The sequence below is a fragment of the Methylobacterium sp. FW306-05-D genome (assembly GCF_058782155.1).
The window spans coordinates 1-25,091 of record NZ_JBYSXL010000015.1 but is presented as its reverse complement, the minus strand read 5'-3'; the positions used below and the strand labels follow the sequence as shown (position 1 = coordinate 25,091).

Here is a 25,091-nt window from a genome sequence, read left to right as displayed (position 1 = left end):
TTCGGTCATGCGAGCCGCATTCCGGGCGTCCGGTGGGTGCCGCGCAGGAATTCGGCCCCGGTGCTGGTGCCGCCCTTGCCGGCGCGGCGCAGGGCATTGAGGCGGACGGCGCCCTCGCCGCACGCGACGGTACCGTCCGCGTCGAGGAGCATGCCGGGAGCGCCGGTACCGGGAACGGCGTCGGCCGCGAGGACCTTCACACGCTCCGGTCCCTTGCCGAAATCCGCCTCGAAGAAGGCGCCAGGGAAGGGCGACAGGCCGTTGATGTGGTCGGCGACCGCGCGGGCCGGTCGGCTCCAGTCGATGCACGCCTCGTCGTTGGTGATCTTGTGGGCGTAGACGACGCCCTCCTCGGCCTGGGGCCGGAAGGTCAGGTCGCCCCGCTCCAGCGCGTGCAGCGCCTGCGCCATCAGGTCGGCCCCGAGCGGCATCAGCGCGTCGTGGAGTTGGCCCGCCGTCATGCCGGGGGTGATCGGACGCCGGGCCTCCAGCGCCACGGGCCCGGTGTCGAGGCCGGCCTCCATCCGCATGATGCCGACGCCGCTCTCCGCATCCCCGGCCATCACCGCCCGCTGGATCGGCGCGGCGCCGCGCCAGCGGGGCAGCAGCGAGCCGTGCAGGTTAAGGCAGCCGTGGCGCGGCAGGTCGAGGATCGTCTGCGGCAGGAGCAGGCCATAGGCCACCACCACGGCGACATCGGCTCCGTGGCCGGCGAAGGTCGCGGCGGCCTCGGGCCCATTGAGGCTGGCGGGTGTCAGCACGGGCGCGCCGAGGCTTTCGGCCATCGCCTGCACGGGGGAGGGCTTGAGGGCCATGCCGCGCCCGGCCTTGGCCGGCGCACGGGTGTAGACGGCGGCGATCGCGTGGCCGTCGGCGGCGACGCGCGCCAGGGTCGGCACGGCGAAATCCGGCGTACCCATGAAGACGACGCGCATGGCTCTTGAACCCTCGAAGCCGGTCTCAGACGTCGCCGCGCTTGGCTGCCTTGGCGAATTTCTTCACCACCCGGTCGCGCTTCAGCTTCGACAGGTGGTCGATGAACAGCACGCCGTCGAGGTGGTCGATCTCATGCTGGATGCAGGTGGCGAGCAGGCCATCCGCCTCGATCTCCTGCTCCTCGCCCTGGAGGTCGCGGAACCGCACGCGCACCCGGTCGGGCCGCTCGACCTCGCCGTAGAATTCCGGGATCGACAGGCAGCCCTCGTCGTAGATCCGCTTCTCCTCAGAGGCCCAGACGATCTCGGGATTGAGGAAGACCTGCGGGTGGCGGTCGTTCTCGTCCTTCGAGGTGTCGATGGTGACGACGCGCTTCGGCACGCCGATCTGGATCGCGGCGAGCCCGACGCCGGGGGCGTCGTACATGGTCTCCAGCATGTCGGCGGCGAGCGTCCGGATCTCGTCGGTCACGGGGCCGACCGGCTCGGAGGCAAGGCGCAGGCGCGCGTCGGGCAGGATCACGAGGGGGCGGATGGTCATGGGGCGATCGGACTTGAAACGGGGGCGGGGCGGGCGGCGCCGGGAATCCCCCGCAGATACGGATGTGCCGGAGGCCGGTCAAATACCGGGCCCAGATACAGGGTCCTTGGGCAGAGGTCTCAGAACGGCGTCCGGCTCCGGATCGCTGCGGTCAGCGTGCCCTCGTCGAGGTAGTCGAGTTCGCCGCCGACCGGGACACCGTGGGCGAGGCGGGTGACCTTGAGGCCATGCGCCTTCAGGGATTCGGTGACGTAATGGGCCGTGGTCTGCCCATCGACGGTGGCGTTCAGCGCCAGGATGATCTCGCGCATGGCCGGATCGGCGGCACGGGCCACGAGGCTGTGGAGGTTGAGATGCTCGGGTCGCACGCCGTCGAGGGCCGAGAGGACGCCGCCGAGCACGTGGTAGCGGGCCGTCACCGCACCCGAGCGCTCCAGGGCCCAGAGGTCCGAGACGTCCTCCACCACCACCAGGGTCGCCGGGTCGCGGCTCTCGTCGCAGCAGATCGTGCAGGGGTCGCGGGTGTCGACGTTGCCGCAGGTCTGGCAGACGACGATCCGCTCGGAGGCCACCCGCATCGCCTCCGCCAGCGGTGCCAGCAGCGTCTCCCGCTTCTTGATCAGCTGCAGGGCGGCGCGGCGGGCGGAGCGGGGCCCCAGGCCCGGCATGCGGGCCAGAAGCTGGATGAGGCGCTCGATCTCGGGACCGGCGACGGCTTGTGCCATGGACGAATATACTCGTGACGGTTGAGACACCCACACGGCGCACTGCGTAGGAAGCGGGCGGGTGAAGCGCGGCGGCGGCCCGGGCCCGGCGCGTCCGATCGCGCCCGACCCGTTTCACGGTCCCCTAATTAGTGTCTCCAGGCCGATTTTTCGCCCCCGTCGACGCCGAATCGCACCAAAAAGCGGCCCGGTTCGGTCGCCTGCGAACGAATCTTCGACGGTAATCCTGATCATGTAAGTTTTTTTGTCGGCCAACAGGCGGATTGACGGCAAATGATCCGTGTCTATGCAGGAGAAGCGCGGTCTCGGAGCGGTGAACCTGCGCGCGGTGGCCCTGACCAACCGCGCGGACACTCCGAGAACCGGCGGATATGGAGAGCCGGTACGGCTCCCTGTCTATGGGGCGGCGACGCGATCAGGGGCCGGAGGAGAGATGAGCGTGACCAATATCGGCGAGTTCAACGCAGCGCACGGGTCCGAGGCCATCGGCCTGCGCAACCTGAAGGCGGTTCACTGGAACCTCGACGTTCCCCGCCTCTACGAGGAGGCCCTGGCCCGCGGCGAGGGGCAGCTGGCCCGCGGCGGCGCCTTCGTGGCGACCACCGGCTCCCATACCGGCCGCTCGCCCAAGGACAAGTTCGTGGTGCGCGACGCCGCCACCGAGAACGAGATCTGGTGGGACAACAACGGTGCGATCACGCCCGAGCAGTTCGAGACCCTGTATGCCGACTTCCTCGCCCATGCCGAGGGCCGCGAGCTCTTCGCCCAGGACCTGCGCGGCGGCGCCGATCCGTCCCACGGGGTCAATGCCCGGGTGTTCACCGAGTTCGCCTGGCACTCGCTGTTCATCCGCAACCTGCTGATCCGGCCGGACCGCGCCACCCTCGCGCACTACGTGCCCGAACTCACGATCATCGACCTGCCGAGCTTCCAGGCCGAGCCGCACCGGCACGGCTGCCGCTCGAAGACCGTGATCGCCATCGACTTCGCGCGCAAGCTCGTCCTCATCGGGGGCTCGGCCTATGCCGGCGAGATGAAGAAGTCGGTCTTCACCTACCTCAATTACATCCTGCCGAAGTCGGGCGTGATGCCGATGCACTGCTCGGCCAACGCGGCCCTCGACGAGGCCGGTGACTCGGCCCTATTCTTCGGCCTGTCCGGCACCGGCAAGACCACTCTCTCCAACGATTCCTCGCGCCAGCTTCTCGGCGACGACGAGCACGGCTGGAGCCGGGACGGCATCTTCAATTTCGAGGGGGGCTGCTACGCCAAGACCATCCGGCTCTCGCGCAACGCCGAGCCGGAGATTTACGCCACCACCGAGCGCTTCGGTACGGTGATGGAGAACGTGGTGATCGATCCCGAGACCCGGATCCCGGATTTCGACGACGCCTCGCTCACCGAGAACACCCGCTGCGCCTATCCCCTCGACTTCATCGCCAATGCCAGCGCCACGGGGCGGGCCGCGCATCCCAAGAACATCGTCATGCTGACCTGCGATGCCTTCGGCGTGATGCCGCCGATCGCCAAGCTGACCGGCGCCGAGGCGATGTACCACTTCCTCTCCGGCTACACCGCCAAGGTCGCCGGTACGGAGCGCGGCCTCACCGCACCCGAGGCGACGTTCTCGACCTGTTTCGGCGCGCCGTTCATGCCGCGCCACCCGAGCGTCTACGGCAACCTGCTGCGGGACCTGATCGCCCATCACGAGGTGGATTGCTGGCTCGTCAACACCGGCTGGACTGGCGGCGGCGTCGGCACCGGTCGCCGCATGCCGATCCGGGTCACCCGCCGCCTGCTCAGCGCCGCCCTCGACGGCTCGCTCGCCCATGTCGAGTTCCGCCGAGACCCCTATTTCGGCTTCCAGGTGCCCGTCGCGGTGCCGGGCGTCGAAACCGAGGTTCTGTCCCCGATCGACACCTGGACCAACAAGGCGGCCTTCCACGAGACCGCGACGCGCCTCGTCACGATGTTCCAGGAGAACTTCAAGCGCTTCGCCGCCCACGTCGACGCGGATGTCCGCGCCGCCGAGCCGGTGCTCTCCGCAGCCGCCTAAGCGCCGCGCGAGTCGGGACGCGGAGCGTGGCCTCCGCGTTCCGGGCCGAATCCCGAGGCCGCGCCGCTAGGATTTCGGCGCGGCGTCGGCATCTGGATCGTCGTCCCCGGAATCGTCACACCCCAGGTCTTCGTCGCTCGGGGCTGCATCGCACAAGACATCCGGCGCGTCCCTGCGGGCTTCGCTAAAGAGAACGCCGACCTCGTTCTGTGCAGACCAGATCCGACGCACCCGGTAGGCAGTCTTGCCCGGTCCGAGGAACAGATCGAAGCTGTCCGGTATCTCGACTTCCGCGCAGAAGACCACACGGGCTCCGATCGGAGACAGGTTCCGCACCAGACAAGGCAATGTTTCCGGTGATGTCCCGTCGAGGGAAACACGACCGGCAAGATGTGTCAGGGCGCGAACGGCCTTGCGATGCTCATTCATGTCTTCGAGAAACGCCGATATCCGTTAAGATACCGACACGCCGATCGTCGGAAAACCGATCCATCCTCACGGCGCCGGGTCGCGCGGCGGCTTCCCCCCAGTCGCGAACTCAGGCGGCTTCCCGCACCATGGCCTGGCGCACCTTCAGGGCGAGCTGCTCCAGGGTATAGGGCTTGGCCAGCAGCTGCACATCGGCGTCGACGAGGCCGTTATGCACGATGGCGTTGCGCGTGTAGCCGGTGGTGAACAGCACCGGCAGGTCCGGCCGGCGCGCATGCACGGCATCGGCCAGTTCGCGCCCGTTGACCTCGGGCATGACCACGTCGGTGAACAGCAGCGCGATCTCGGGATGCGCGTCGAGCTTCTTCAGGGCATCCCCGGCCCCGTCCGCATGGATGACGGTGTAGCGCAGGTCGCGCAGGGCCTCGACGGCGAGGTGGCGCACGCCGTCCTCGTCCTCGACCACGAGGATCACCTCGCGCGGCGAGCCCTCGGGGAGCATGGTCGGCGTGATAGGCTCCAGCTCCGCGGCGTCGCCGAAATGACGCGGCAGGTAGAGGCGCACCGTCGTCCCCCGGTCGGGCTCGGAATAGATCGCCACGTGGCCCCCGGACTGGCGGGCGAAGCCGTAGACCTGGCTGAGGCCGAGGCCGGTGCCCTGGCCCACCGGCTTGGTGGTGAAGAACGGGTCGAAGGCCTTGGCGGCGACGTCCGGCAGCATGCCGCTGCCGCTGTCGGTCAGGGCCACCAGGACGTACTGCCCGGCCGGAACGCCCGGATTCTGCGCGGCATAGGCCGCATCGAGATGGACGTTGTCGGTCTCGATGATCAGCCGTCCGCCCTTCGGCATCGCGTCGCGGGCATTCACCGCGAGGTTGAGGATCGCGTTCTCGAGCTGGTTGGCGTCGGCCTTCGTGGTCCAGAGGTCGGGCGCCGTGACGGTCTCGATCCGGATCGCCTCGCCGAGGCTGCGGCGCAGCAGGTCGGACATGGCGGCGATGAGGCGATTGCAGGCGATGGCCTCCGGGGCCAGGGGCTGCTTGCGGGCGAAGGCCAGGAGCCGATGCGTCAGCGTCGCGGCTCGGTCGGCCCCCTTGAGCGCCTGCTCGGCATAGCGCTCCACCGCGCGGTCGCCGCGCTCCAGCCGCCGCTTGAGCAGACTGAGATTGCCGATGATGATCGCCAGCATGTTGTTGAAGTCGTGCGCGAGGCCGCCGGTGAGCTGGCCGAGGGCCTCCATCTTCTGGGATTGACGCAGGCGGTCCTCCAGCATGTCGCGGGTGGCGGCCGCCTCGATCAGGGAGGCGTTCGCCGCCTGCAGCGCGGCATGGGCGCGAAGGGTGCGCTGGTGGCGCCGGCCGGCGTCGATCACTACGTAGCCGCCCAGCACGACCACCAGGACGACGGCCGCCGCCACCGCGACCTGGACCTGGCGGGCCGCCTCGCCCGCCTGTTCCTGGCGGCTGATCAGGCGGCTGTAATTGTCGGCCTGCGCCTCCTCGAACAGGGAGCGGACCTCGTCCATGAGATGCTTGCCCTCGCCGGTGCGCATCCGGGCCAGGGCCGCCTCGGTCTGGCCGGCGCGGCGCAGGGCGATAGTCTCCCGCAATTCGCCGAGCTTGGCCTCCGCGGCGCGGCTGAGGCGGGCGATGATCGCCGCCATGCTGGGGTTGCGCGCCACCGCCTCGGCGATGGTTGCCAGCCGGCCGGGCGTGTTCGCGATCGCCGCCTCGGAGAGCTTGAGGTAGGTCTCGTCGCCCGAGAGGAGGTAGCCACGCTGTCCGGCCTCCGCATCCTGGATGCCGGAATACAGGGTGAAGATCGCGTCGCGGATTCGGACGCTCCGGCGCAGCTCCGCCCGGTTCTCGTCCTGCTGCGCCACGAGGCCGGCCGTCGCAGCAACCGTTGCGATCAGGAGAAGAAATCCGATGACGAGGGGAGCGATGTCCCCGAGACGTCCATAAACAACCTGGGGCTGTGCCTGTATCGCCCGAGGAGAATGCGAATCAAATGTCATGATCCGGCCGCAGGGAGGACGTCGGATACGCAACGTTCCACTCTGGCGGCCCCATGGCAACGCTTAACCGACCAAATTGTGATCGATGTTGCCGAATTGCGAGGTTGACGCGCCTAGAAGAGCTTCATGCCCGGCGGGATCGGCAGACCCTTGGTGAGCTCCGCCATCCGTTCGGCTGCAACCTGCTCGGCCTTGCCGCGGGCATCGTTCACGGCTGCCACGATGAGATCCTCGAGGATCTCGCGCTCGTCGGGCACGAGCATGGCCGGGTCGAGCTGAACACCCTTCACCAGGCCCTTGGCCGTCATCGTCACCCGAACGGCGCCGCCGCCGGAGGCGCCGGACACCTCGACGGTGTCGAGTTCGTCCTGCAGGGAGGCCATCTTCTCCTGCATGGCCTGGGCCTGCTTCATGATGCCCATGAGGTCGCGCATCGGGGTCTGCCCTCTCTGTCGTTTCGGAACCGGACTGGGTCACATCTGGGGCGGGGGAGCCCCGGAGGCTATGCCTCGTCCTCGGGCTCGTCGGTCTCGGCCTCGCCGGTGGGCGGGGCCTCGATCGCCGGCGAGGTCTCGGGGGCCTTGTCGCGCACGTCGACGATCTGCGCCCCCGGGAACCGGGCCAGGACCTCGCGGACCAGCGGGTGCGCGGCGGCGTTCTGGTGACGGGTCTCGGTGGCGGCCCGCGCGGTGGCGTCGAGGGTCGGCTCGCCCGCCTCCTTCGACAGGGCGACGATCCAGCGCCGGCCGGTCCAGGCATCGAGGGCACGGGCGAGATCGTTGGCGATGCTCTGGCGCCCGCCCTCGGCAAGGCGGAACTCGATGCGGCCCTCCTCGAAGCGCACGAGATGGACCTCGCGCTCCAGCGCCATCTTCAGGCCGATGTCGCGCTTGGCATCCGCCAGGGCGACGACGTCGGTGAAGCGCGCGAGCCGCGGACCTTCCGGCTGCGGAGCGGGAGCCGGAGCCGGGCTCGCCAGGGCGGGGCGTGAAGCGCCGCCGTTCACCGCCATCGCGAGAGCGGGCCGCGGCGGGGGCGCCTCGGCGGAGAAGGTGGGGATCGGCGGCAGGGCCGGGCGGGCCTCGGCCATCGCCGCTCCCGGGGCTGGGGGCTGGGCCGCGGCGCCGGAAGCCGACCCGGGGCCGCCCAGCGCCTGGGCCTTCATCTGGCGCAGGGCCTCGTCGGGGGTCGGGAGATCGGCCGCGTAGGCGAGGCGCACCAGGGCCATCTCGGCCGCCGCCAGGGGGCGGGTCGCCGTCTGTACCTCGGGGATCGCCTTCAGGAGGATCTGCCAGGCCCGCGACAGCACCCGGACCGAGAGGGTCTTCGCGAAATCGCCCCCGCGCGAACGCTCCGCTTCGCTCAGGGTCGGATCGGCGGCGGCCTCCTCCGGCACCAGCTTCAGGCGGGTGACGAGGTGGGTGAAGCTCGCGAGGTCGGAGAGGATCACGGCCGGGTCCGCGCCGGCCTCGTACTGCCCGCGCACCTCGGCGAAGGAGGCCGGGATGTCGCCGCGCATCACCGCCTCGAACAGGTCGACGATGCGGCCGCGATCGGCCAGCCCCAGCATGTCGCGCACGCTCTGGGCGCTGACGAGGCCGGCCCCGTGGGCGATCGCCTGATCGAGGAGGGAGAGCGCGTCGCGCACGGAGCCCTCGGCCGCCCGGGTGATGGCGGCCAGCGCCTCGGCGTCGGCCTCGACGGCCTCGGCGGCGCAGATGCGGGCGAGGTGACCGACCAGGGTCTCGGCCTCGACGCGGCGCAGGTCGAAGCGCTGGCACCGGGACAGGATGGTCACCGGCACCTTGCGGATCTCGGTGGTGGCGAAGACGAACTTGGCGTGCGGCGGCGGCTCCTCCAGCGTCTTCAGGAAGGCGTTGAACGCCTTCTCCGAGAGCATGTGGACCTCGTCGACGATGTAGACCTTGTAGCGGGCCGAGACCGGCGAATAGCGGATGCCGTCGATGATGCCGCGCACGTCGTCGATGCCGGTATGCGAGGCCGCATCCATCTCGAGCACGTCCATGTGCCGGGATTCCATGATGGCCTGGCAGTGCCGGCCGAGCTCCGGCATCGCGATGGTGGGACCGGTGTCGGGCTGGCCGTCGCGGACGTAATTGAGGCCGCGGGCGAGAATCCGGGCGGTGGTGGTCTTGCCGACGCCGCGCACGCCGGTGAGCATCCAGGCCTGCGGGATGCGGTTGGCCGCGAAGGCGTTGGCCAGAGTCCGCACCATGGCGCCCTGGCCGATCAGGTCGTCGAAGTTCTGAGGGCGGTACTTGCGGGCCAGCACCCGATAGGGCGTGGCGGCCGGGGTCGGCTCGGGAAGGCCGGGCAGAAGCCCGGCGTCGCTCAGAGGACCGGAAGTCGCGTCCATGCCGCCTTGCTGGGTTGGTGCGGCTCCGGTCGGAGGGTGCCGCCACGCGAGCCCGAGGCATCGATCGAGGTGGGAGGCTGGACGAAGACCCGCTCGGTCTCGTTAGGGCTGCTTCCTTCCGGACCTGACCCGGTTGGCGAGTGAAACGTCCCTCGCCAACCTCCCGAGCGCTATATGGCCGCCGCGCGCGACGGATGCAAGCGGACATCGGACCTCGGTGGGCCACATCGCGGCGGGACGGGGCGGACCGACCGGGAGGCCGGGCTCGGCGTGCCCGCAAATCGCCCGATCCGTGCGCCAGCCTCCGCCTCCTGTCTGTGTCGACGAAGAGGGAGACGCCGATGACGCGGCGGTTCGGTCCGAGCCTGACGGCCTCGACCTGTCTGATGGCGGGGCTCACGGCAGCGTCCGCAGCCGCCGCTCCGGAAGCTCCGAGCGCCTGGGCGGGCCGCTATCTCTACGAGCATGACGGGGGTCGCACCGTCGGCGGATCGCCGATCGTCGTCACCTACCAGCTCGACATCGCCCCGGGCCGCGGCAACCGCGACTGCCTGCTGCGGATCGAGGGCTTCCAGACCGACGAGACCATCGTCTGCAGGGCGCGCGGTACCGCCGAGAGCGTGGCCGTCACGTTCCACACCTTCGGCGACGGCCGCACCATCAATGCCTACGGCACGCGGCTCTACGATGTCGGGGCGAACCTGTTCGAGATGCGCCGGGGCGGCGATGCCGTGCTGACCCAGTGGCGGGCGCTCAATCCGAGCGGCGCCGGCTCGGCAGCGCCCGCCGGCACCTACTTCACCCGCAAGGGCTGAAGCCGACAGCGTCGGCCCTCCGGCGAGGCGTCCGCCCCGCCGGAGGGCCGTGGGACTACTCGGCCTTGCGCTTCACGATGGCGAAGGTCTTGGGATCGAGCTCCAGGTCGAACTGCTTGCCGTTGGCGTCGATGGCGTCGTCGACCTCGATCTCGTCGTCCTCGACCTCGATCTTCTTCCACTTGGTGAAGCCTTCCTGCTTCAGCACGGCCTCGATCTTGGTCTGCTCGTCCGGGGTGGGCGCCCGATCGGCGAAGGCGGAGCCCGTGAATGCGAGGCCGAGACCGAGGGCCGCGAGGCCCGTGAACTTGATCGACATGACGTCTCCCTGATGTCCGGAGGTTTGTTTCTGACCCCTCCGGAACCGCTGAGCGGGAACGAGGTTCCTGGCGAAAATCCGGGACGGCTGCGCGCTCTGGTTGTGCAGCGGCGCGCCGCCCCCTAGGGTCGTCGAATCTGCGAACCCCGGGGTCGGTCCAGCATGGTCACGCGCGTCGCCACCCTGGCGTTCGAGGGCATCGAAGCGCGGGCCGTCGATGTCCAGGTCCAGATCGCCCCGGGCCTCGTCGCCTTCACGGTGGTGGGTCTCGCCGACAAGGCGGTGGCGGAATCCCGTGAGCGGGTGCGCTCCGCGCTGATCGCCTCCGGCCTCGCCCTGCCGGCCAAGCGCATCACCGTGAACCTCGCCCCGGCCGACCTGCCGAAGGAGGGGTCCCACTACGACCTGCCGATCGCCCTGGCGGTGATGGGCGCCATCGGCGCGCTGCCGGCGGATGCCCTGGCGGGCTACTGCGTCCTGGGCGAACTCGCCCTCGACGGCACGATCACCGCCGTCTCCGGTGTCCTGCCCGCCGCCATGGCGGCCAACGCCCTCGGCCTCGGCCTGATCTGCCCGGCCGCGACCGGGCCCGAAGCCGCCTGGGCCGGCGGCGACCTCGACGTGCTGGCGCCGCGCTCGCTCATCCAGCTCGCCAATCACTTCAAGGGGACGCAGGTGATGGCCCGGCCCGAGCCGGCGGTGGCCGCGCCGGGCGCGACGCTGCCGGACCTGCGCGACATCAAGGGCCAGGAGGGGGCCAAGCGCGCCCTGGAGATCGCCGCGGCCGGCGGCCACAACCTCCTGATGAACGGCCCCCCGGGGGCCGGCAAGTCGATGCTCGCCGCGCGCCTGCCCTCGATCCTGCCGCCGCTGGCCCCGCGCGAGCTCCTCGAGGTCTCGATGATCCAGTCGGTGGCGGGCGAACTCAAGGGCGGCGCGCTCTCGAACCGGCGTCCGTTCCGGCAGCCGCACCATTCCGCCTCCATGGCGGCCCTCGTCGGCGGCGGCATCAACGCCCGTCCGGGGGAGGCCTCGCTGGCCCATGGCGGCGTGCTGTTCCTCGACGAATTGCCCGAATTCACGCCCCAGGTGCTCGATTCCCTGCGCCAGCCGATGGAGACCGGGACGATCATGATCGCGCGGGCCAACCACCGGGTGACCTACCCGGCGCGTTTCCAACTCGTCGCCGCGATGAATCCCTGCCGCTGCGGACAGGCGCTGGAGCCGGGCTATGCCTGCCGACGCGGCCCCAACGAGCGCTGCGTGGCCCAGTACGGCGCCCGCATCTCCGGCCCGCTCCTCGATCGCATCGATCTGCGCATTGAGGTCGGCGCGGTGACGGCCGCCGACCTGATCCTGCCGCCGCCGCTGGAGGGCTCGGCCGAGATGGCGGCTCGCGTCGCGGCCGCCCGCGCCCTGCAGGCCGCGCGCTATGCCGCCCACGATCCCGAGAGGTCGTATACCAACGCGACCTGTCCGCCGCCGGTGATCGAGGCGGTGGCGGCGCCGGACCCGGAGGGCGCCGCCCTGATCCGCACGGCCGCCGAGACCATGCGGCTCTCGGCGCGCGGGTTCCACCGCACCTTGCGGGTCGCCCGCACCCTGGCCGATCTCGACGGCGAGGCGCGGGTCCGCCGCATCCACCTCGCCGAGGCCCTTTCCTATCGCGGACGGGCGGAGCAGCCCGCCGCGGCCTGACTCCGTGCGCGAACGCCTGTCCCGGCGCGGTCGCGGCCTCGCGCTTGCCGGAGTGGCGGCAGCGGGCCCCGGAGGCGCGGGCGACCGGATGCTCTATTCGGCGGCCTGGCGGGCGGCGTAGCCGAGGCGGCCGTTGAGTTCCTCGATCAGCTTCACGGCGGCCTCCGCGATGACGGTTCCGGGCGGGAAGATCGCCGAGGCGCCGGCGGCGTAGAGCGCGTCGTAGTCGCCGGGCGGGATCACGCCGCCGATGACGATCATCACGTCGCCGCGGCCCTGCTCGGTCAGCGCCGCCTTCAGCTCGGGCACCAGCGTCAGGTGGCCGGCGGCCAGCGACGACACGCCGACGATGTGGACGTCGTTCTCCACCGCCTGGCGCGCGGCCTCGGCGGGGGTCGCGAAGAGCGGCCCGATATCCACGTCGAATCCGAGATCGGCGAAGGCCGAGGCGATGACCTTCTGGCCGCGGTCGTGCCCGTCCTGGCCCATCTTGGCGACGAGGATGCGCGGGCGGCGCCCGTCGTTCTCCTCGAAGGTCTCCACGAGCTTGCGAACGGTCTCGACCACCGGCGACATGCCACCCACCTCCCGCTTGTAGACGCCCGAGATCGAGCGGATCTCGGCCCGGTGACGGCCCCAGGCCTTCTCCAGGGCGTCCGAGATCTCGCCCACCGTGGCCTTGGCCCGCGCCGCGTTCACGGCGAGTTCGAGGAGGTTGCCCGTCCCCTGCGCCGCCGCCGTCAGCGCGGCGAGCGCCGCGTCGACGTCGGCCTGGCTGCGCTCGGCCCGCAGGCGCTTCAGCTTGTCGATCTGCAGGGTGCGGACATTGCCGTTGTCGACGCGCATCAGCTCGATGGCGCGGTCGTCGTCCGGCTTGAACTTGTTGACGCCCACGATGGTCTGGCGGCCGGAATCGATCCGGGCCTGGGCCCGGGCCGCCGCCTCCTCGATGCGCAGCTTCGGGATGCCGGCCTCGATGGCCTTGGCCATGCCCCCCAGCTCGTCGACCTCTCGCAGGTGCTCCCAGGCGCGGGAGACGATGTCCTGGGTCAGCTTCTCGACGTAGTAGGAGCCGCCCCACGGGTCGACGATGCGCGTGGTGCCGCTTTCCTGCTGCAGGAAGAGCTGGGTGTTGCGGGCGATGCGGGCCGAGAAGTCGGTGGGCAGCGCCAGCGCCTCGTCGAGCGCGTTGGTGTGCAGGGACTGGGTCCCCCCTTGCGTCGCCGCCATCGCCTCGATGCAGGTGCGGGTGACGTTGTTGAACACGTCCTGCGCGGTCAGCGACCAGCCCGAGGTCTGGCTGTGGGTGCGCAGGGGCAGCGACTTGTCGCTCTTCGGCTCGAATTCCTTGACGAGCTTGGCCCAGATCAGGCGCGCGGCCCGCATCTTGGCGATCTCCATGAAGAAGTTCGTCGAGATCGCCCAGAAGAACGACAGGCGCGGGGCGAACTGGTCGATGGTCAGGCCGGCGGCCAGGCCCGCCCTGATGTACTCGACCCCGTCGGCCAGCGTGTAGGCCAGCTCGAGGTCGTTCGTCGCCCCGGCTTCCTGCATGTGATAGCCGGAGATCGAAATGGAGTTGAACTTCGGCATGTTCTTCGACGTATAGGCGAAGATGTCGCCGATGATCCGCATCGAACCCGCCGGCGGGTAGATGTAGGTGTTGCGGACCATGAACTCCTTGAGGATGTCGTTCTGGATCGTGCCAGCGAGCTTCTCCGGCGGCACGCCCTGCTCCTCGGCCGCGACGATGTAGAGGGCGAGGATCGGCAGCACCGCGCCGTTCATCGTCATCGAGACGGTCATCTCGTCCAGCGGAATGCCGGAGAACAGGGTGCGCATGTCGTAGATCGAATCGATCGCGACGCCCGCCATGCCGACATCGCCCGAGACGCGCGGGTGGTCGGAATCGTAGCCCCGGTGGGTGGCGAGGTCGAAGGCCACCGACAGGCCCTTCTGGCCGGCGGCCAGATTGCGCCGGTAGAACGCGTTCGAATCCTCGGCCGTGGAGAAGCCGGCATATTGCCGGATCGTCCAGGGCTGGGTCACGTACATCGTCGGGTAGGGGCCGCGCAGGTAGGGCGCCACGCCCGGATAGGTGTCGAGGAACTCGATGCCCTCGCGATCCTCGGGGCCGTAGACGCCCTTCACCGGAATGCCCTCGGGCGTCATCCAGGGCTCGCCCGTGGGCGGCACCGGAGCCGGGACGGCATCGGCCGCGTAGGGAACGGTCGCGAAGTCGGGGATGCGAGACGTCATGGGCTCTGGCTCGTGCGGCGGCGGCGGCGTTCCGGCATTATAGGTACGCGCGCAATCTGGGCTACTCCTAACCGGACTTGCGCCGGATGGGGCCGGCAAAACCGTCACTTTCGCGCAAGCGGCCGGCAAATCTTTTCGGGCCGTTGCCAAATCTTTCTTGTCGGAGGCGCCTATTCGGCGGCCATCCGGGAGGGGGCGAGGCCCTGGACCTCGGCGGCGACGGCCGCCACGACGCCGCGCAGGTGCCAGACCAGTTCCGAGAACCCTGGGGTGATCGCGAGGGTGGCCTCGTTCATGTAGAGGCTCCGGTTGATCTCGATCTGCAGGGCGTGCCGCTCGACGTTCGGCTCGCCGTAATGCTCGGTGATGAAGCCGCCCGCATAGGGCTTGTTGCGCAGGACGCGGTAGCCGCGGGCGCGCAGGTGGTGCTCGAAGGCGTCGATCAGGATCGGCGCACAGGCGGTGCCGAAGCGGTCGCCCAGGATGATGTCGGCCCGTGCCGCCTCGTCGCGCCCGAGGCTTGACGAGGGCATCGAGTGGCAGTCGATCAGGATGGCGTGGCCGAACTGGCGCGCCGTACGCTGGATCAGCGCGCGCAGGGTGCGGTGATAGGGCTTGTAGAGGCTCTCGATCCGCTCGACCGCCGCCTCGACGGGCAGACGCCCGCGATAGATCTCCTGCCCGTCCGCCACGAGGCGCGGGATGGTGCCGAGGCCGCCCGCCACCCGCATGGAGCGGGTGTTGGCGAAGGCCGGGAGGCGGCCGTCGAACATGCGCGGGTCGAGTTCGTAGGGCTCCCGGTTCACGTCGAGGAAGGCCCGCGGGAAATGCGCCCGCATCAGGGGCGCGCCGAGGTCGACCACCGGGGCGAAAAGCCGGTCCACATGCGCGTCCTCCGAGCGGCGGAGCGCCAGGCCGTCGAGGCGCGAGGCGGCGAGGAAGGCGGGCGGATAGACCGCCCCGGAATGGGGCGTGTTGAACACGAAGGGCAGGGTGTGCGCGGTCGGTTCGTCCACCGTGAAGGGGGGATCGAAGGCGGCCGTTCCGGACGGATCGGGGGTCTGGGACGGCTCTGTCATCGTGGCGCGGGCGCCTCGGTGCGGACGGGACAACGCATGCCCGCACTGTGCGGTTTGCCGGCTGGCCTGTCCAGCAGGACGGGCGCGCCGAAAGGACCCTGCGGGTGCCGTTGGACACCCCGTCCGGACGGCATGGCAACGTTCTGTTTACCAAGCCGGTGCTTTGTGAAAAGAACACATCGAATCAAAGGTACGGGACGCTGCTCGATGAAGATCCTCCTGGCGGAAGACGACAACGACATGCGCCGCTTCCTGGCCAAGGCGCTGCAGAACGCCGGCTACGACGTTCTGTCGTTCGACAACGGCCTCTCGGCCTATAACCGCCTACGCGAGGAGCCGTTCGAGCTGCTCCTCACCGACATCGTGATGCCGGAGATGGACGGGATCGAGCTGGCGCGCCGCGCCACCGAACTCGACCCCGACATCAAGGTCATGTTCATCACGGGCTTCGCCGCCGTGGCCCTGAACCCGGATTCGAAGGCCCCGAAGGACGCCAAGGTCCTGTCGAAGCCCTTCCACCTGCGCGATCTCGTGAACGAGGTCGAGAAGCTGCTCGCCGCCTGAGCGTATCCGCCGGCGTCCCCACCGGATCGAGGCAGTAGGAAGAGCCCGCCGGCTCGCCTATATGCTGTTGGGATTGGGATGGGGCGTTTCGACGATGAAGCCGGTCACGATCTACACAACCGCGTGGTGCCCGTACTGCTCGGCGGCCAAGAGCCTGCTGCGCGACAAGGGCATCGCGTTCACCGAGATCGACGTCGAGAAGACGGCCGGCTCGCGTGCGACCATGGTCCAGCGCGCCGGCGGCCGCACCAGCGTCCCGCAGATCTTCGTGGGCGACACCCATGTGGGCGGCTGCGACGACCTCTACGCCCTGAACGGGGCCGGCCGGCTCGACGCCCTGGTGGCCGCGTGAGCGCGGCGCCGACCTTCACCGCCGCCTGCGTGCAGATGCGCTCGGGCCGCGATCCCCTCGCCAACCGCGACGCCGCCGTGGCCCTGGTGCGCGAGGCCGCCGGCGCCGGGGCGCATTACGTGCAGACGCCCGAGATGACCTCCCTGGTGGAGCGCAGCAAGGCGAGCCTGTTCGAGAAGGTGACGTCCCAGGACGACGATCCGACCCTAGCGGCCCTGCGCGAGGTGGCCCGCGAGCGCGGCATCGTGATCCAGATCGGGTCCCTCGCCGTGCGCAACGGCGACAAGGTCGCCAACCGCGCCTTCCTGATCGACGCCGAGGGCGCGATCACCGCCTCCTACGACAAGCTGCACCTCTACGACGTGGACCTGCCGAACGGCGAGCGCTGGCGTGAATCCGCGACCTATACCGGCGGCGCCTGCGCCGTCGTCGCCGACACGCCGTGGGCGCCGATCGGCCTCGCCATCTGCTACGACATCCGCTTCCCGGCCCTGTACCGGGCGCTGGCCGAGGCGGGCGCCACCATCCTGACCGCGCCGGCCTGCTTCACGAAGCAGACGGGCGAGGCCCATTGGCACGTGCTGCACCGGGCCCGAGCCATCGAGACCGGCTCGTTCATGATCTCGGCGGCGCAGGGCGGCCACCACGAGGACGGGCGCGACACCTACGGCCATTCCCTCATCGTCGATCCCTGGGGGCGGGTCCTGGCCGATGCGGACGGGGCCGAGCCGGGGGTGATCCTGGCCGAGATCGACCTCTCCCGGGTCGCCGATGCCCGCGCCCGCATCCCGACCCTGCAGCACGCCCGGCCCTTCACCATCGAGCGCGTGGGCCGCCCCGCCTGATCCCGCACGCGCAACCCTCCCCAAACCCCTGATCCCATGATCCGCTACACCCTCGTCTGCGAGGCCGGGCACAGCTTCGAGAGCTGGTTCCCATCGAGCGATTCCTTCGACGCGCAGGCCGCGCAGGGGCTCGTGGCCTGTCCGGTCTGCGGGTCGGCCCAGGTCGGCAAGAGCATGATGGCGCCCTCCGTCGCCCGCACGGATCGCGGGAACCGTGCCGGGCCGCCGCCGGCCGAGGCGTCGTCGGACCCGGGTCCGCCCGCCATCGCGCCGCCGGCCGCGCCGCAATTGACGGCCACGGAGCCCGAGCAGCGCCTGCGCGCCCTGATGCGCGCCCTGCGCGAGGAGGCGACGCGCAACGCCGACGATGTCGGCGCGCGCTTCCCCGAGGAGGCCCGCCGGATCCACTATGGGGACGTCGAGACCCGCGCGATCTACGGCGAGGCGAGCCTGGCGGAGGCGCGCGCCCTCATCGACGAGGGCATCGCGGTGGCGCCCCTGCCGCCGGCCTCCGACGACCGGCACTGAGCCTCAGCGCTTCACCGCCGCGGTGCCGGCGACCGACGCGAGGACGAAGGCGATGAGGGCGTTCCAGCCCGCCAGGGAGATGCCGGCCAGGCGCCACGCCGCGGTGGAGCAATCGGCGACCCGCGTGCTCTGGATGGTGTTCAGGAAGTCGCCGACATCGGCCGGGTTGGCGCCCGCGCCGCCGCCGCAATCGGTGGGCCCGGCCCACAGGCTCCATTCCGCGCCGGCGTGGTAGACGCTGAGGCCGGCGCCGTAGAGCAGGCCGAGGGCGGCGAGGCCGAGGACGAGCCGCGCGGCCCAGGCCGGCAGGAACAGGCCGAGGAGCGCCAGCGGGACCGCCGCGTAGTAGGGGATTCGCTCCTGCAGGCAGAGCTTGCACGGCACGTAGCCGAGCCCCCACTGGAAGTACCAGGCCCCCGCGAGCGTCAGCACGGACCCGGCGAGGACGAGGAGCGCGGCGCGGCGCAGGCGCAGGAGCGAGGCGTAGTCCATCTCTACAGGAGCACCTTGAACAGAACGAAGCCCAGGATGATCACCGCGACGGAGATCGCCGCCACGACGTTGAGGTGCCGGTCGAGCACGCCCCGGATCTGAACGCCGTAGCGGCCCAGAAGTCCCGCGAGCAGGAAAAATCGTGCGCCGCGCGTCAGCAGGGACAGCACCACGAACCAGAACAGATCGTAGTGCGCGAAGCCCGACGTGATGGTCACGAGCTTGAACGGGATCGGCGTCAGGCCCTTCAGCAGGATCACCCAGTGTCCGTACTGCGCGTAGGAGGCCTGGAAGGTCTCGGCCTTGTCCGAGAGGCCGTAGACCCGGAACACCCATTGCCCGACCGAGTCGAACAGCAGGGCGCCGATGGCGTAGCCGAGGAGGCCGCCGGCCACGGAGGCCAGCGTGGTGATGAGGGCGTAGAGCCAGACCCGGTCCGGCCGGCTCACCGCCATCGGCACCAGCATCACGTCCGGCGGCACCGGGAAGAACGAGCTCTCGGCGAACGCCACGGCGCCGAGGGCGTAGGGCGCGGTGGGCTTGCCCGCGAGCGCGAGGATCCACTCGTAGAGGCGACGGATCATGAAGGGTCCGGGAAGGCTGGAAGGCGGGGAGGCTGCGAGCCCGAGGCTGCGCCCTTTGACCACACGCCGCCCCGTCTGGCGAGCGTCGCCATACCGCAGCGTGAAGAAAACGCCACTGGCCGAATCCGGGAAGGTGTGCGATGAGGCGAGCGTTGCGGGCGTGGTGGAACTGGTAGACGCGCCGGACTCAAAATCCGGTTCCGCAAGGAGTGTCGGTTCGATTCCGACCGCCCGCACCATTCTTCTCGCTCAGGCTCGTCCTGGGGCGCCTGCGCTCATGAGGAAGCGCCGGATCCACCCGCCGACCCGTGCGCCGTCGCCGGGCGCCTCCAGGGACGCCAGGGCCCGGGCCCGCAAGGCTTCGTCGAGTTCGCCCGGGCGCAGGCCCGCGATGAGGGCGCGGGCATAGTCCGACGTGAATTCCGGATGGAACTGGAACGAGACGGCGCGCCGGTCGGAATAGGCGAGGATGCCGTGCGGCGTGAAGGCGTTGCCGGCCAGCGTCCGGCTCGCGGGCGGCGCCGCGACCACCTGGTCCTGATGGATGGCCGGGACCGCCACCTGCGGGTCCGCGTCCATCCAGTCCGCCGCCTCGTGGATGCGGTAGGCGTGCAGGCCGATCCCCCAGCCCTTGGCCGACTTCTCCACCCGCCCGCCGAAGGCGGCCGCCATGGCCTGATGCCCGAAGCAGATTCCCGCGAGGGGCATTCGCGGATCGAGGGCGCGCAGGTAGGCGAGCAGCGTGTCGATCCAGGGCAGCGGATCGTAGACGCCCGCGGGCGAGCCGGTGACGAGGGTGGCCTCGTAGGCCCCCGGATCGGCGGGCCATTCACCCCGATTGATGCGGAAGATCGTCGCGTCGTGACCGGGACCGAGCCGCTCGGCCGTCATCTGCCCATAGCCCGGATAGCGGTCGGACAGCCGCTCCGGCGGAGCGCCGGCTTCGAGGATCGCGATCTTCATGGGCCTGACCTACACGAAGGGCGCTGCCTGGGGCAGGCGGACATTCGCATCGGCGATGCCGGACGGTGTCCGGATCGATCGTCCGGCGGGATCAGGCCGGGGTCCCGGGTACCGGCGGCGGAACCCGGGCGGTCGTCAGGGGACATGCCGCCGCGTCTGAGAGCGATCGGGCGCCGACCGCATTGCCGACCGCATTGTTGTCATGGGGCAATCCGGCCCATCCGTTGGTAGCAGCCACGTAAGCTTGGCCCTGCTCCAAATGGACATCATCCGATGGGGGCTTCGAACTCTGCCGCCACGCTCATGCGAGTCAAGTGACATCGGACGAAACGGACGCTACAACGCCTGAACGCCGGGAAAGTTCCTTTCATGAGCTACCACCGCGATCACGGTATCAGGCCGGATACATCCGACCCGTCGCGGCTTGCTGAACTCAAGGCACTCGACATCCTCGACACGCCCGCCGAGCAGGCCTTCGACGACGTCGTCCAGCTGGCGCGGCTGCTGTGCGCGACGCCCGTCGCGCTGATCAGCCTCGTCGACGGCGACCGGCAGTGGTTCAAGGCGCGCACCGGCTTCCCGCCCTGCGAGACCGATCTCAACTCCTCCGTCTGCGTCTATGCCCTGAGCGAGCCCGACTTGCTCGTGATCCCCGATCTGGCGACCGATCCGCGGACCCACCGGAACCCGCTCGTCACCGGGGAGCCGCATATCCGCTTCTACGCCGGGGCTCCCCTGCGGATGCCGAGCGGGCATGTGCTCGGCACCCTGTGCGTGCTCGATCACGAGGCCCGAGAAGAAGGCCTGACGCACGATCAGGCCGACGGGCTGCGGCGCCTCGCCCGCCAGGTGACGACCCTGATCCACGAGCGCCGGCAGATCGCCCTGGTCAAGGCCGAGGAGATCTTCGCCCGGGCCGCCTCGCTCCGGCGCGCGGCGCTGATCGAACTCGGGGACTTCCTGCGCAACGAGGCCTCCATTCCGGCCATGACCCACCGGGCGGCCGAGATCGTCGGCCGCACGCTGGACGCGAGCCGGACCGGATACGGCGAGCTCGACGCGGCCGGCGAGGTCGTCACCGTCCATCGCGACTGGACGATGCCGGGCTCTGACAGCCTCGTCGGCCAGCATCCCCTCGTGAACCACGAGAGGCTCGGCCCCTGCCTCGCCCGGGGCGAAACCCTCGTGGTCGACGCCGTGGCGACGGATTCGCGGACCCTCGAGACGGCCGGCCTCCTCGCCCGGATCAATGTCGGCGCCCTGCTCAACGTGCCGGTGCGCGAGCGCGGCCGCAGCGTCGGGCTGTTCTTCGTCCACAGCGCCGAGCCCCGCACGTGGCAGCCCGAGGAAGTCGCCTTCGTCCGCAACGTGGCGGACCGCATCCAGGTGGGAATCGCGCGCCTGCGCGCCGAGGAACAGCAGGCGGTGCTCAACCGCGAACTCAGCCATCGCATGAAGAACATGCTGGCCATGGTCCAGGCCATCGCCACCCAGACCCTGCGCAGCGCCCCCGATCTCGAGACGGCGCGGGACGTCCTGGCCGACCGGCTGATCGCGATGAGCAAGGCCCACGACCTGCTCCTCAGCGGCACCCGCGAGAGCGCCAGCATCGAGGCGGTCGTGCGCGGGGCGCTCGAGATCCACGACGATGCCCGGTCGGACCGGCTGCAGCTCGCCGGTCCGTTCGTGCAGGTCGGCTCGAAGGCCGCCCTGTCCCTGGCGCTGATGGTCCACGAACTCGGGACGAACGCGGCCAAGTACGGAGCCCTCTCCTGCCAGGACGGCACCGTCTCGGTGGTCTGGTCCGTCGCGGTCGACGGTCCGGAGCCGATGCTGTCCCTGTGCTGGACGGAACGCGGAGGCCCCGCGGTCGTGGCTCCGACGCGCCGCGGGTTCGGAAGCCGGCTGATCGAACGGGGGCTCGCGGGCGCCGTGGGCGGCGACGTGCGCACCACCTACGCGGCCACGGGCCTGATCTGCGCGCTGACGGCGCCCCTGCGTGGGATTGAAGCCGAGGAATAAGCCGCGTACGGTTCGCCGGCTTGGAGCGCTGGACTTGAGGGTCGCTTGGGGCAAGTCGCGGAATTCGGGTCGCGACGCCGGACCTTTACTGGACAGTGAAGCATTGAGGTTCATGGACAACGCGATCGCGCTCAAAGGCACCCACGCTCTCGTGGTGGACGACGACGGACTGATCCGCATGGACGCCGTCGATATTCTCGAGCGGGCCGGATACGCGACCCTCGAGGCCCAGACGGGGGATCAGGCCCTGGACCTGCTGCGACGCTGTCACCAGGACGTCTCCGTCCTGTTCACCGACGTCCGGATGCCCGGCGCGCATGACGGCTTCTCCCTCGCCCGGGAGACCGCACGCGCCTATCCGCACATCGCGATTCTGGTCTCGTCCGGCATCGCCAGGCCCGATCTCGGCGACCTGCCAGAGCTGGCCCACTTCATCGAGAAGCCCTTCAGTGCCCGCATCGTCCGGCGCCACCTGCGGCAGATGATCGACGGCCAGGGGCCGGAGGTTTGTGAGTCGGAGGTTTCCGGCCCGAAGATCCAGTGATTCGAGGCTCCTTCCTCGCCCGCGCGTCCCGCTCGCCGGGGCGGTCCGCCGAGCATCCCGGACGACGCGATGGCGGGCCGGATGCCGAGCCGCCGGCACGGGCGGCTCCACGCGCCCGGCGATGCCCTCACAGCACCGGATCGTAGGCCGGCTTGCCCGCCACCGCGCCCGGGGTCGCCAGCCACTTCGAGGCGAGCACGGCCAGGACCATGACGGCGAGGAAGATCGCGAAGATCGCCGGGTTGTAGATCACCAGGGCGACGAAGCAGATCGCCGCCATCAGCAGGGCGAAGGCGGGCGCGGCGGGGTAGAGCGGCGCGCGGTACGGCCGGGCGAGGTCCGGCTCGGCCCGGCGGAGCCGGAACAGGCTCGCCATGCTCATGCCGTACATCACCAGCGCGCCGAACACTGCCATGGTGACGATGCTGGCGGTGAGGGATTGCCCGGCGATGGTGATGAGGTTGTCGCTGTAGATCGCCGCGATCCCGACCACGCCCCCGGCGAGGGTGGCAATGTGGGGCGTGCGGAAGCGCGGATGCACCCTGGCGAGGCCGCGCGGCAGGAAGCCGGCCCGGGCGAGCGCGAAGATCTGGCGCGAATACCCCATGATGATGCCGTGGAACGAGGCGACGAGGCCGAACAGGCCGAGCCAGACCAGCATGTGCAGCCAGCCGCTGGATTCGCCGACGACGCCCTTCATCGCCTGGGGCAGGGGGTCGTTGAGGTTGCTCAGGGTCCGCCAGTCGCCCGCACCGCCGGCGAAGATCATCACCCCGAAGGCCAGGGCCGTCAGGGTCAGCACGCCGGTGATGTAGGCGACTGGGATGGTGCGCTTCGGGTCCTTGGCTTCCTCGGCGGCCATCGCCACGCCCTCGATGGCGAGGAAGAACCAGATCGCGAACGGGATCGCGGCGAACATGCCGCCGATGGCCGGCAGGCCGAACGTGTCGGTGCCGGCCCAGCCGTTGGCGGCGAAGTTCGACCAGGCGAAGGCCGGGGCGACGACGCCCATGAAGACGAGGAGTTCGGCCACCGCCAGGATCGTCACGAACAGCTCGAAGGTCGCGGCGATCTGCACGCCGACGATGTTCAGGGTCATGAAGACGAGGTAGGCGCCCAGAGCCGCGTGCTTCGGGTCGAGGCTCGGGAACTGCACGTTGAGATAGGCGCCGATCGCCAGGGCGATGGCGGGCGGGGCGAAGACGAATTCGATCAGCGTCGCGTAGCCGGCGATGCAGCCGCCCACCGGCCCGAAGGCCCGCCGGCTGTAGGCGAAGGGTCCGCCGGCCTGCGGGATCGCGGTGGTGAGTTCGGTGAAGCTGAAGATGAAGGCGACGTACATCGCCGCCACCGCCGTGGTGGTGATCAGGAAGCCGAGGGTGCCGGCCGACGCCCAGCCGTAGCTCCAGCCGAAATACTCCCCCGAAATCACGAGCCCGACCGCGATGCCCCAGAGGTGGAAGGCGTTCAGGCCCTTGTGGAGTCCCTCGGTCTCGGTCTGCATGGCCCTGGCCCCCTCCGTCCGCCCGCTGCGGGCGGTGGACCGCGAAGCAAGAGCGCTGCCGTCGCGGCCGCGCTCAGGCCGCGCTGGCGCCGGGCCGCAGCCGCCGCCACGGTTTGCGGCCCGAGGGTTCGGGCGCCTTCGCCCGGATGTCCATGGGGTTGCCGCGCCAGACGATGGCTCCGCGCATCCAGGCGCCGGTCCAGAGGAACGGGATCAGGGCGTCGCGGATCAGGAAGGCGAGGAGGAGCCGGGGGTGCCGGTACCAGCCCGCCCGGGCCGCCAGGGCGATCTCGGCCCCGTACCAGAGCCCGATCAGCCCGAGGAGGAGGGTCGCCAGCGCGAGGGACGGCACGGCCGCCAGGGCGATGACGGAGGGCAGGAGCGGGCCGCAGCCGATCTCGGGGGCGAAGAACAGCGGGAACGTCACCCGGCGCAGGCGGGCCCAGCGCAGCTGCCGCGACCAGATTTCCGCGAGGGTGCGGTGCCCGAGAGGCTGGTCGAAGGGGTCGGCCACGAGGTGGACCCGGGCGCCCGCCGCGCGCACGAGCTTCGTCGCCGCCGCATCCTCGGCGATCTCGGCCGCCAGCGCCCGGATGCCGCCGCGCGCCTCGAGGAACGGCTTGTGCCAGAGCATGCTCTTGCCCTGGGCGAAGCCGAGGCCGAGGGCTTCCCCGGTATATTGCCAGCGCGCCTGCAGGGTGTTGAGGAAGGCGCATTCCACCGCGGCGAACAGGCCGGCGGGGCGGGCGCCGATCGGCGTCGAGCAGACGAGGCCGGTATCGGGGCGCCAGGCCGCCTGCAGCTGCTGCAGGTAGTCCGGCGGCATCGCAACGTTCGAATCGGCGAGCACGACCCAGTCGTGGCGGGCCGCCTCCCAGCCGCGCACGCAGTTGTTGAGCTTCGGGTTGTCGCTGATCCGCTCGTCGCCGACGATCAGGCGCGCGGGCACCTGCGGATGGGCCGCCATCAGGCGCTTCAGGAGCAGGACGATGGGGTCGGCGCCGTTGGCGACGCAGAAGATCAGCTCGTAGGCGGGATGGGCGAGGCGGAAGCCGCGGGTCAGCAGTTCCTCGCTGAAGGGCTCGACGCCGCAGACCGGCCGGACCAGGGAGACCGGGGCTCCGGCCGGGAACACCGACGCGCCGTTGCGCCGTCCGATCCGCAGGGCCGCCACCGCGATGCCCACGAGATTGATCAGCGTCAGGGCGACGCACAACCCGAGCGCGACGGCGGCGCCCGGCTCCGACACGTCCCGCAGCCCCTGATCCCACATCCGCGACGTCTCCCGTTATCGCGGCCGGTCGCGGATCGGACACCGCGTCGCGTCCCCGGCTGCACAGCGCCCCTAACAGCCGCGATGCTTCAGTCGTATGACAGCCCGGGACGACGACGGGAGACACGGGTGGCAGAACCGGCGCGGGTGGCGATCGTGGGGGCCGGGAT

The 25,091-nt window shown here is 70.3% G+C and carries 24 protein-coding genes, 1 tRNA gene and 1 other RNA gene; 10 read left to right on the top strand and 16 right to left on the bottom strand.

Annotation, left to right across the window (positions count from 1 at the left end; translation table 11 throughout):
• Positions 1-5: 5 nt before the first annotated feature.
• The 3 genes from fmt to recR form a co-directional block, all read right to left on the bottom strand.
• Positions 6-935, bottom strand: a complete 930-nt coding sequence (gene fmt, locus AC3WLN_RS07960) for a methionyl-tRNA formyltransferase (protein ID WP_492480486.1) — start codon at positions 933-935, stop codon at positions 6-8.
• 25 nt (positions 936-960) lie between these two features.
• The gene (locus AC3WLN_RS07955) at positions 961-1,476 is read right to left on the bottom strand and encodes a peptide deformylase (RefSeq protein WP_492480485.1); all 516 of its coding nucleotides are present in this window, start codon (positions 1,474-1,476) and stop codon (positions 961-963) included.
• A 119-nt stretch (positions 1,477-1,595) separates the two neighbouring features.
• Positions 1,596-2,201 (bottom strand): recombination mediator RecR, encoded by a 606-nt coding sequence (gene recR, locus AC3WLN_RS07950; RefSeq protein ID WP_492480484.1) that lies wholly within the window; start codon positions 2,199-2,201, stop codon positions 1,596-1,598.
• A gap of 439 nt (positions 2,202-2,640) precedes the next feature.
• Between recR and AC3WLN_RS07945 the strand changes: the two genes are divergently transcribed.
• Positions 2,641-4,257 carry a phosphoenolpyruvate carboxykinase gene (locus tag AC3WLN_RS07945; RefSeq protein WP_492480531.1) on the top strand — a complete coding sequence of 539 codons (1,617 nt, stop codon included), beginning with the start codon at positions 2,641-2,643 and terminating at the stop codon, positions 4,255-4,257.
• A gap of 66 nt (positions 4,258-4,323) precedes the next feature.
• Here the strand turns inward: AC3WLN_RS07945 and AC3WLN_RS07940 are convergent, their stop codons facing one another.
• The 5 genes from AC3WLN_RS07940 to ffs all read right to left on the bottom strand — a co-directional run bounded on the left by AC3WLN_RS07940 (position 4,324) and on the right by ffs (position 9,245).
• The gene (locus AC3WLN_RS07940) at positions 4,324-4,686 is read right to left on the bottom strand and encodes a hypothetical protein (protein WP_492480483.1); all 363 of its coding nucleotides are present in this window, start codon (positions 4,684-4,686) and stop codon (positions 4,324-4,326) included.
• Positions 4,687-4,795: 109 nt separating this feature from the next.
• Positions 4,796-6,568 carry a CHASE3 domain-containing protein gene (locus AC3WLN_RS07935; protein ID WP_492480482.1) on the bottom strand — a complete coding sequence of 591 codons (1,773 nt, stop codon included), beginning with the start codon at positions 6,566-6,568 and terminating at the stop codon, positions 4,796-4,798.
• 248 nt (positions 6,569-6,816) lie between these two features.
• Positions 6,817-7,137 (bottom strand): YbaB/EbfC family nucleoid-associated protein, encoded by a 321-nt coding sequence (locus tag AC3WLN_RS07930; RefSeq protein WP_463770759.1) that lies wholly within the window; start codon positions 7,135-7,137, stop codon positions 6,817-6,819.
• 68 nt (positions 7,138-7,205) lie between these two features.
• Positions 7,206-9,080 (bottom strand): DNA polymerase III subunit gamma/tau, encoded by a 1,875-nt coding sequence (locus AC3WLN_RS07925; RefSeq protein WP_492480481.1) that lies wholly within the window; start codon positions 9,078-9,080, stop codon positions 7,206-7,208.
• 68 nt (positions 9,081-9,148) lie between these two features.
• Positions 9,149-9,245: signal recognition particle sRNA small type (gene ffs, locus AC3WLN_RS07920), an RNA gene on the bottom strand.
• Positions 9,246-9,421: 176 nt separating this feature from the next.
• On the opposite strand from ffs, the gene AC3WLN_RS07915 reads away from it, so the two are divergent.
• Entirely contained in the window at positions 9,422-9,895 is a 474-nt protein-coding gene (locus AC3WLN_RS07915) for a DUF5991 domain-containing protein (RefSeq protein WP_492480480.1), read from the top strand.
• 55 nt (positions 9,896-9,950) lie between these two features.
• Here AC3WLN_RS07915 and AC3WLN_RS07910 read toward each other — a convergent pair whose 3' ends face one another.
• Entirely contained in the window at positions 9,951-10,214 is a 264-nt protein-coding gene (locus tag AC3WLN_RS07910; protein WP_463770752.1) for a PepSY domain-containing protein, read from the bottom strand.
• 162 nt (positions 10,215-10,376) lie between these two features.
• On the opposite strand from AC3WLN_RS07910, the gene AC3WLN_RS07905 reads away from it, so the two are divergent.
• On the top strand, positions 10,377-11,912 hold the full coding sequence (locus AC3WLN_RS07905) for a YifB family Mg chelatase-like AAA ATPase (RefSeq protein ID WP_492480479.1): 1,536 nt from the start codon (positions 10,377-10,379) through the stop codon (positions 11,910-11,912).
• A gap of 93 nt (positions 11,913-12,005) precedes the next feature.
• Here AC3WLN_RS07905 and scpA read toward each other — a convergent pair whose 3' ends face one another.
• Positions 12,006-14,171 carry a methylmalonyl-CoA mutase gene (gene scpA, locus AC3WLN_RS07900; RefSeq protein ID WP_492480478.1) on the bottom strand — a complete coding sequence of 722 codons (2,166 nt, stop codon included), beginning with the start codon at positions 14,169-14,171 and terminating at the stop codon, positions 12,006-12,008.
• A gap of 170 nt (positions 14,172-14,341) precedes the next feature.
• On the bottom strand, positions 14,342-15,250 hold the full coding sequence (locus AC3WLN_RS07895) for an N-formylglutamate amidohydrolase (protein WP_492480477.1): 909 nt from the start codon (positions 15,248-15,250) through the stop codon (positions 14,342-14,344).
• A 207-nt stretch (positions 15,251-15,457) separates the two neighbouring features.
• Here AC3WLN_RS07895 and cpdR point away from each other — a divergent pair, with 207 nt between their 5' ends.
• The 4 genes from cpdR (at position 15,458) to AC3WLN_RS07875 (ending at position 17,539) form a co-directional block, all read left to right on the top strand.
• A complete protein-coding gene (gene cpdR / locus AC3WLN_RS07890; protein ID WP_003603128.1) occupies positions 15,458-15,814 on the top strand; it encodes a cell cycle two-component system response regulator CpdR in 357 nt (118 codons plus the stop codon).
• A 94-nt stretch (positions 15,815-15,908) separates the two neighbouring features.
• The gene (gene grxC, locus AC3WLN_RS07885; protein WP_492480476.1) at positions 15,909-16,166 is read left to right on the top strand and encodes a glutaredoxin 3; all 258 of its coding nucleotides are present in this window, start codon (positions 15,909-15,911) and stop codon (positions 16,164-16,166) included.
• Positions 16,163-17,011 (top strand): carbon-nitrogen hydrolase family protein, encoded by an 849-nt coding sequence (locus AC3WLN_RS07880; RefSeq protein WP_492480475.1) that lies wholly within the window; start codon positions 16,163-16,165, stop codon positions 17,009-17,011. The genes grxC and AC3WLN_RS07880 overlap by 4 nt, the downstream gene beginning before the upstream one ends.
• Before the next feature lie 36 nt (positions 17,012-17,047).
• A complete protein-coding gene (locus AC3WLN_RS07875) occupies positions 17,048-17,539 on the top strand; it encodes a DUF1178 family protein (RefSeq protein WP_492480474.1) in 492 nt (163 codons plus the stop codon).
• Between the two features lie 3 nt (positions 17,540-17,542).
• On the opposite strand, the gene AC3WLN_RS07870 is transcribed toward AC3WLN_RS07875, so the two are convergent.
• Positions 17,543-18,031: a disulfide bond formation protein B gene (locus AC3WLN_RS07870; protein ID WP_492480473.1), complete on the bottom strand. Its 489-nt coding sequence runs from the start codon at positions 18,029-18,031 to the stop codon at positions 17,543-17,545.
• A 2-nt stretch (positions 18,032-18,033) separates the two neighbouring features.
• Positions 18,034-18,615 carry a YqaA family protein gene (locus AC3WLN_RS07865; protein ID WP_492480472.1) on the bottom strand — a complete coding sequence of 194 codons (582 nt, stop codon included), beginning with the start codon at positions 18,613-18,615 and terminating at the stop codon, positions 18,034-18,036.
• A 154-nt stretch (positions 18,616-18,769) separates the two neighbouring features.
• Here AC3WLN_RS07865 and AC3WLN_RS07860 point away from each other — a divergent pair.
• Positions 18,770-18,854: transfer RNA gene (locus AC3WLN_RS07860), tRNA-Leu, on the top strand.
• Between the two features lie 10 nt (positions 18,855-18,864).
• Here AC3WLN_RS07860 and AC3WLN_RS07855 read toward each other — a convergent pair.
• Entirely contained in the window at positions 18,865-19,578 is a 714-nt protein-coding gene (locus AC3WLN_RS07855) for a glutamine amidotransferase-related protein (protein WP_492480471.1), read from the bottom strand.
• Positions 19,579-19,947: 369 nt separating this feature from the next.
• Between AC3WLN_RS07855 and AC3WLN_RS07850 the strand changes: the two genes are divergently transcribed.
• Together AC3WLN_RS07850 and AC3WLN_RS07845 are read left to right on the top strand one after the other, a co-directional pair.
• A complete protein-coding gene (locus AC3WLN_RS07850) occupies positions 19,948-21,600 on the top strand; it encodes a sensor histidine kinase (RefSeq protein ID WP_492480470.1) in 1,653 nt (550 codons plus the stop codon).
• 112 nt (positions 21,601-21,712) lie between these two features.
• A complete protein-coding gene (locus AC3WLN_RS07845) occupies positions 21,713-22,144 on the top strand; it encodes a response regulator (RefSeq protein WP_492480469.1) in 432 nt (143 codons plus the stop codon).
• 127 nt (positions 22,145-22,271) lie between these two features.
• Here AC3WLN_RS07845 and eat read toward each other — a convergent pair whose 3' ends face one another.
• The gene (gene eat, locus AC3WLN_RS07840; RefSeq protein ID WP_492480468.1) at positions 22,272-23,648 is read right to left on the bottom strand and encodes an ethanolamine permease; all 1,377 of its coding nucleotides are present in this window, start codon (positions 23,646-23,648) and stop codon (positions 22,272-22,274) included.
• 73 nt (positions 23,649-23,721) lie between these two features.
• Positions 23,722-24,921 carry a ceramide glucosyltransferase gene (locus tag AC3WLN_RS07835; RefSeq protein WP_492480467.1) on the bottom strand — a complete coding sequence of 400 codons (1,200 nt, stop codon included), beginning with the start codon at positions 24,919-24,921 and terminating at the stop codon, positions 23,722-23,724.
• Between the last annotated feature and the right edge of the window lie 170 nt (positions 24,922-25,091).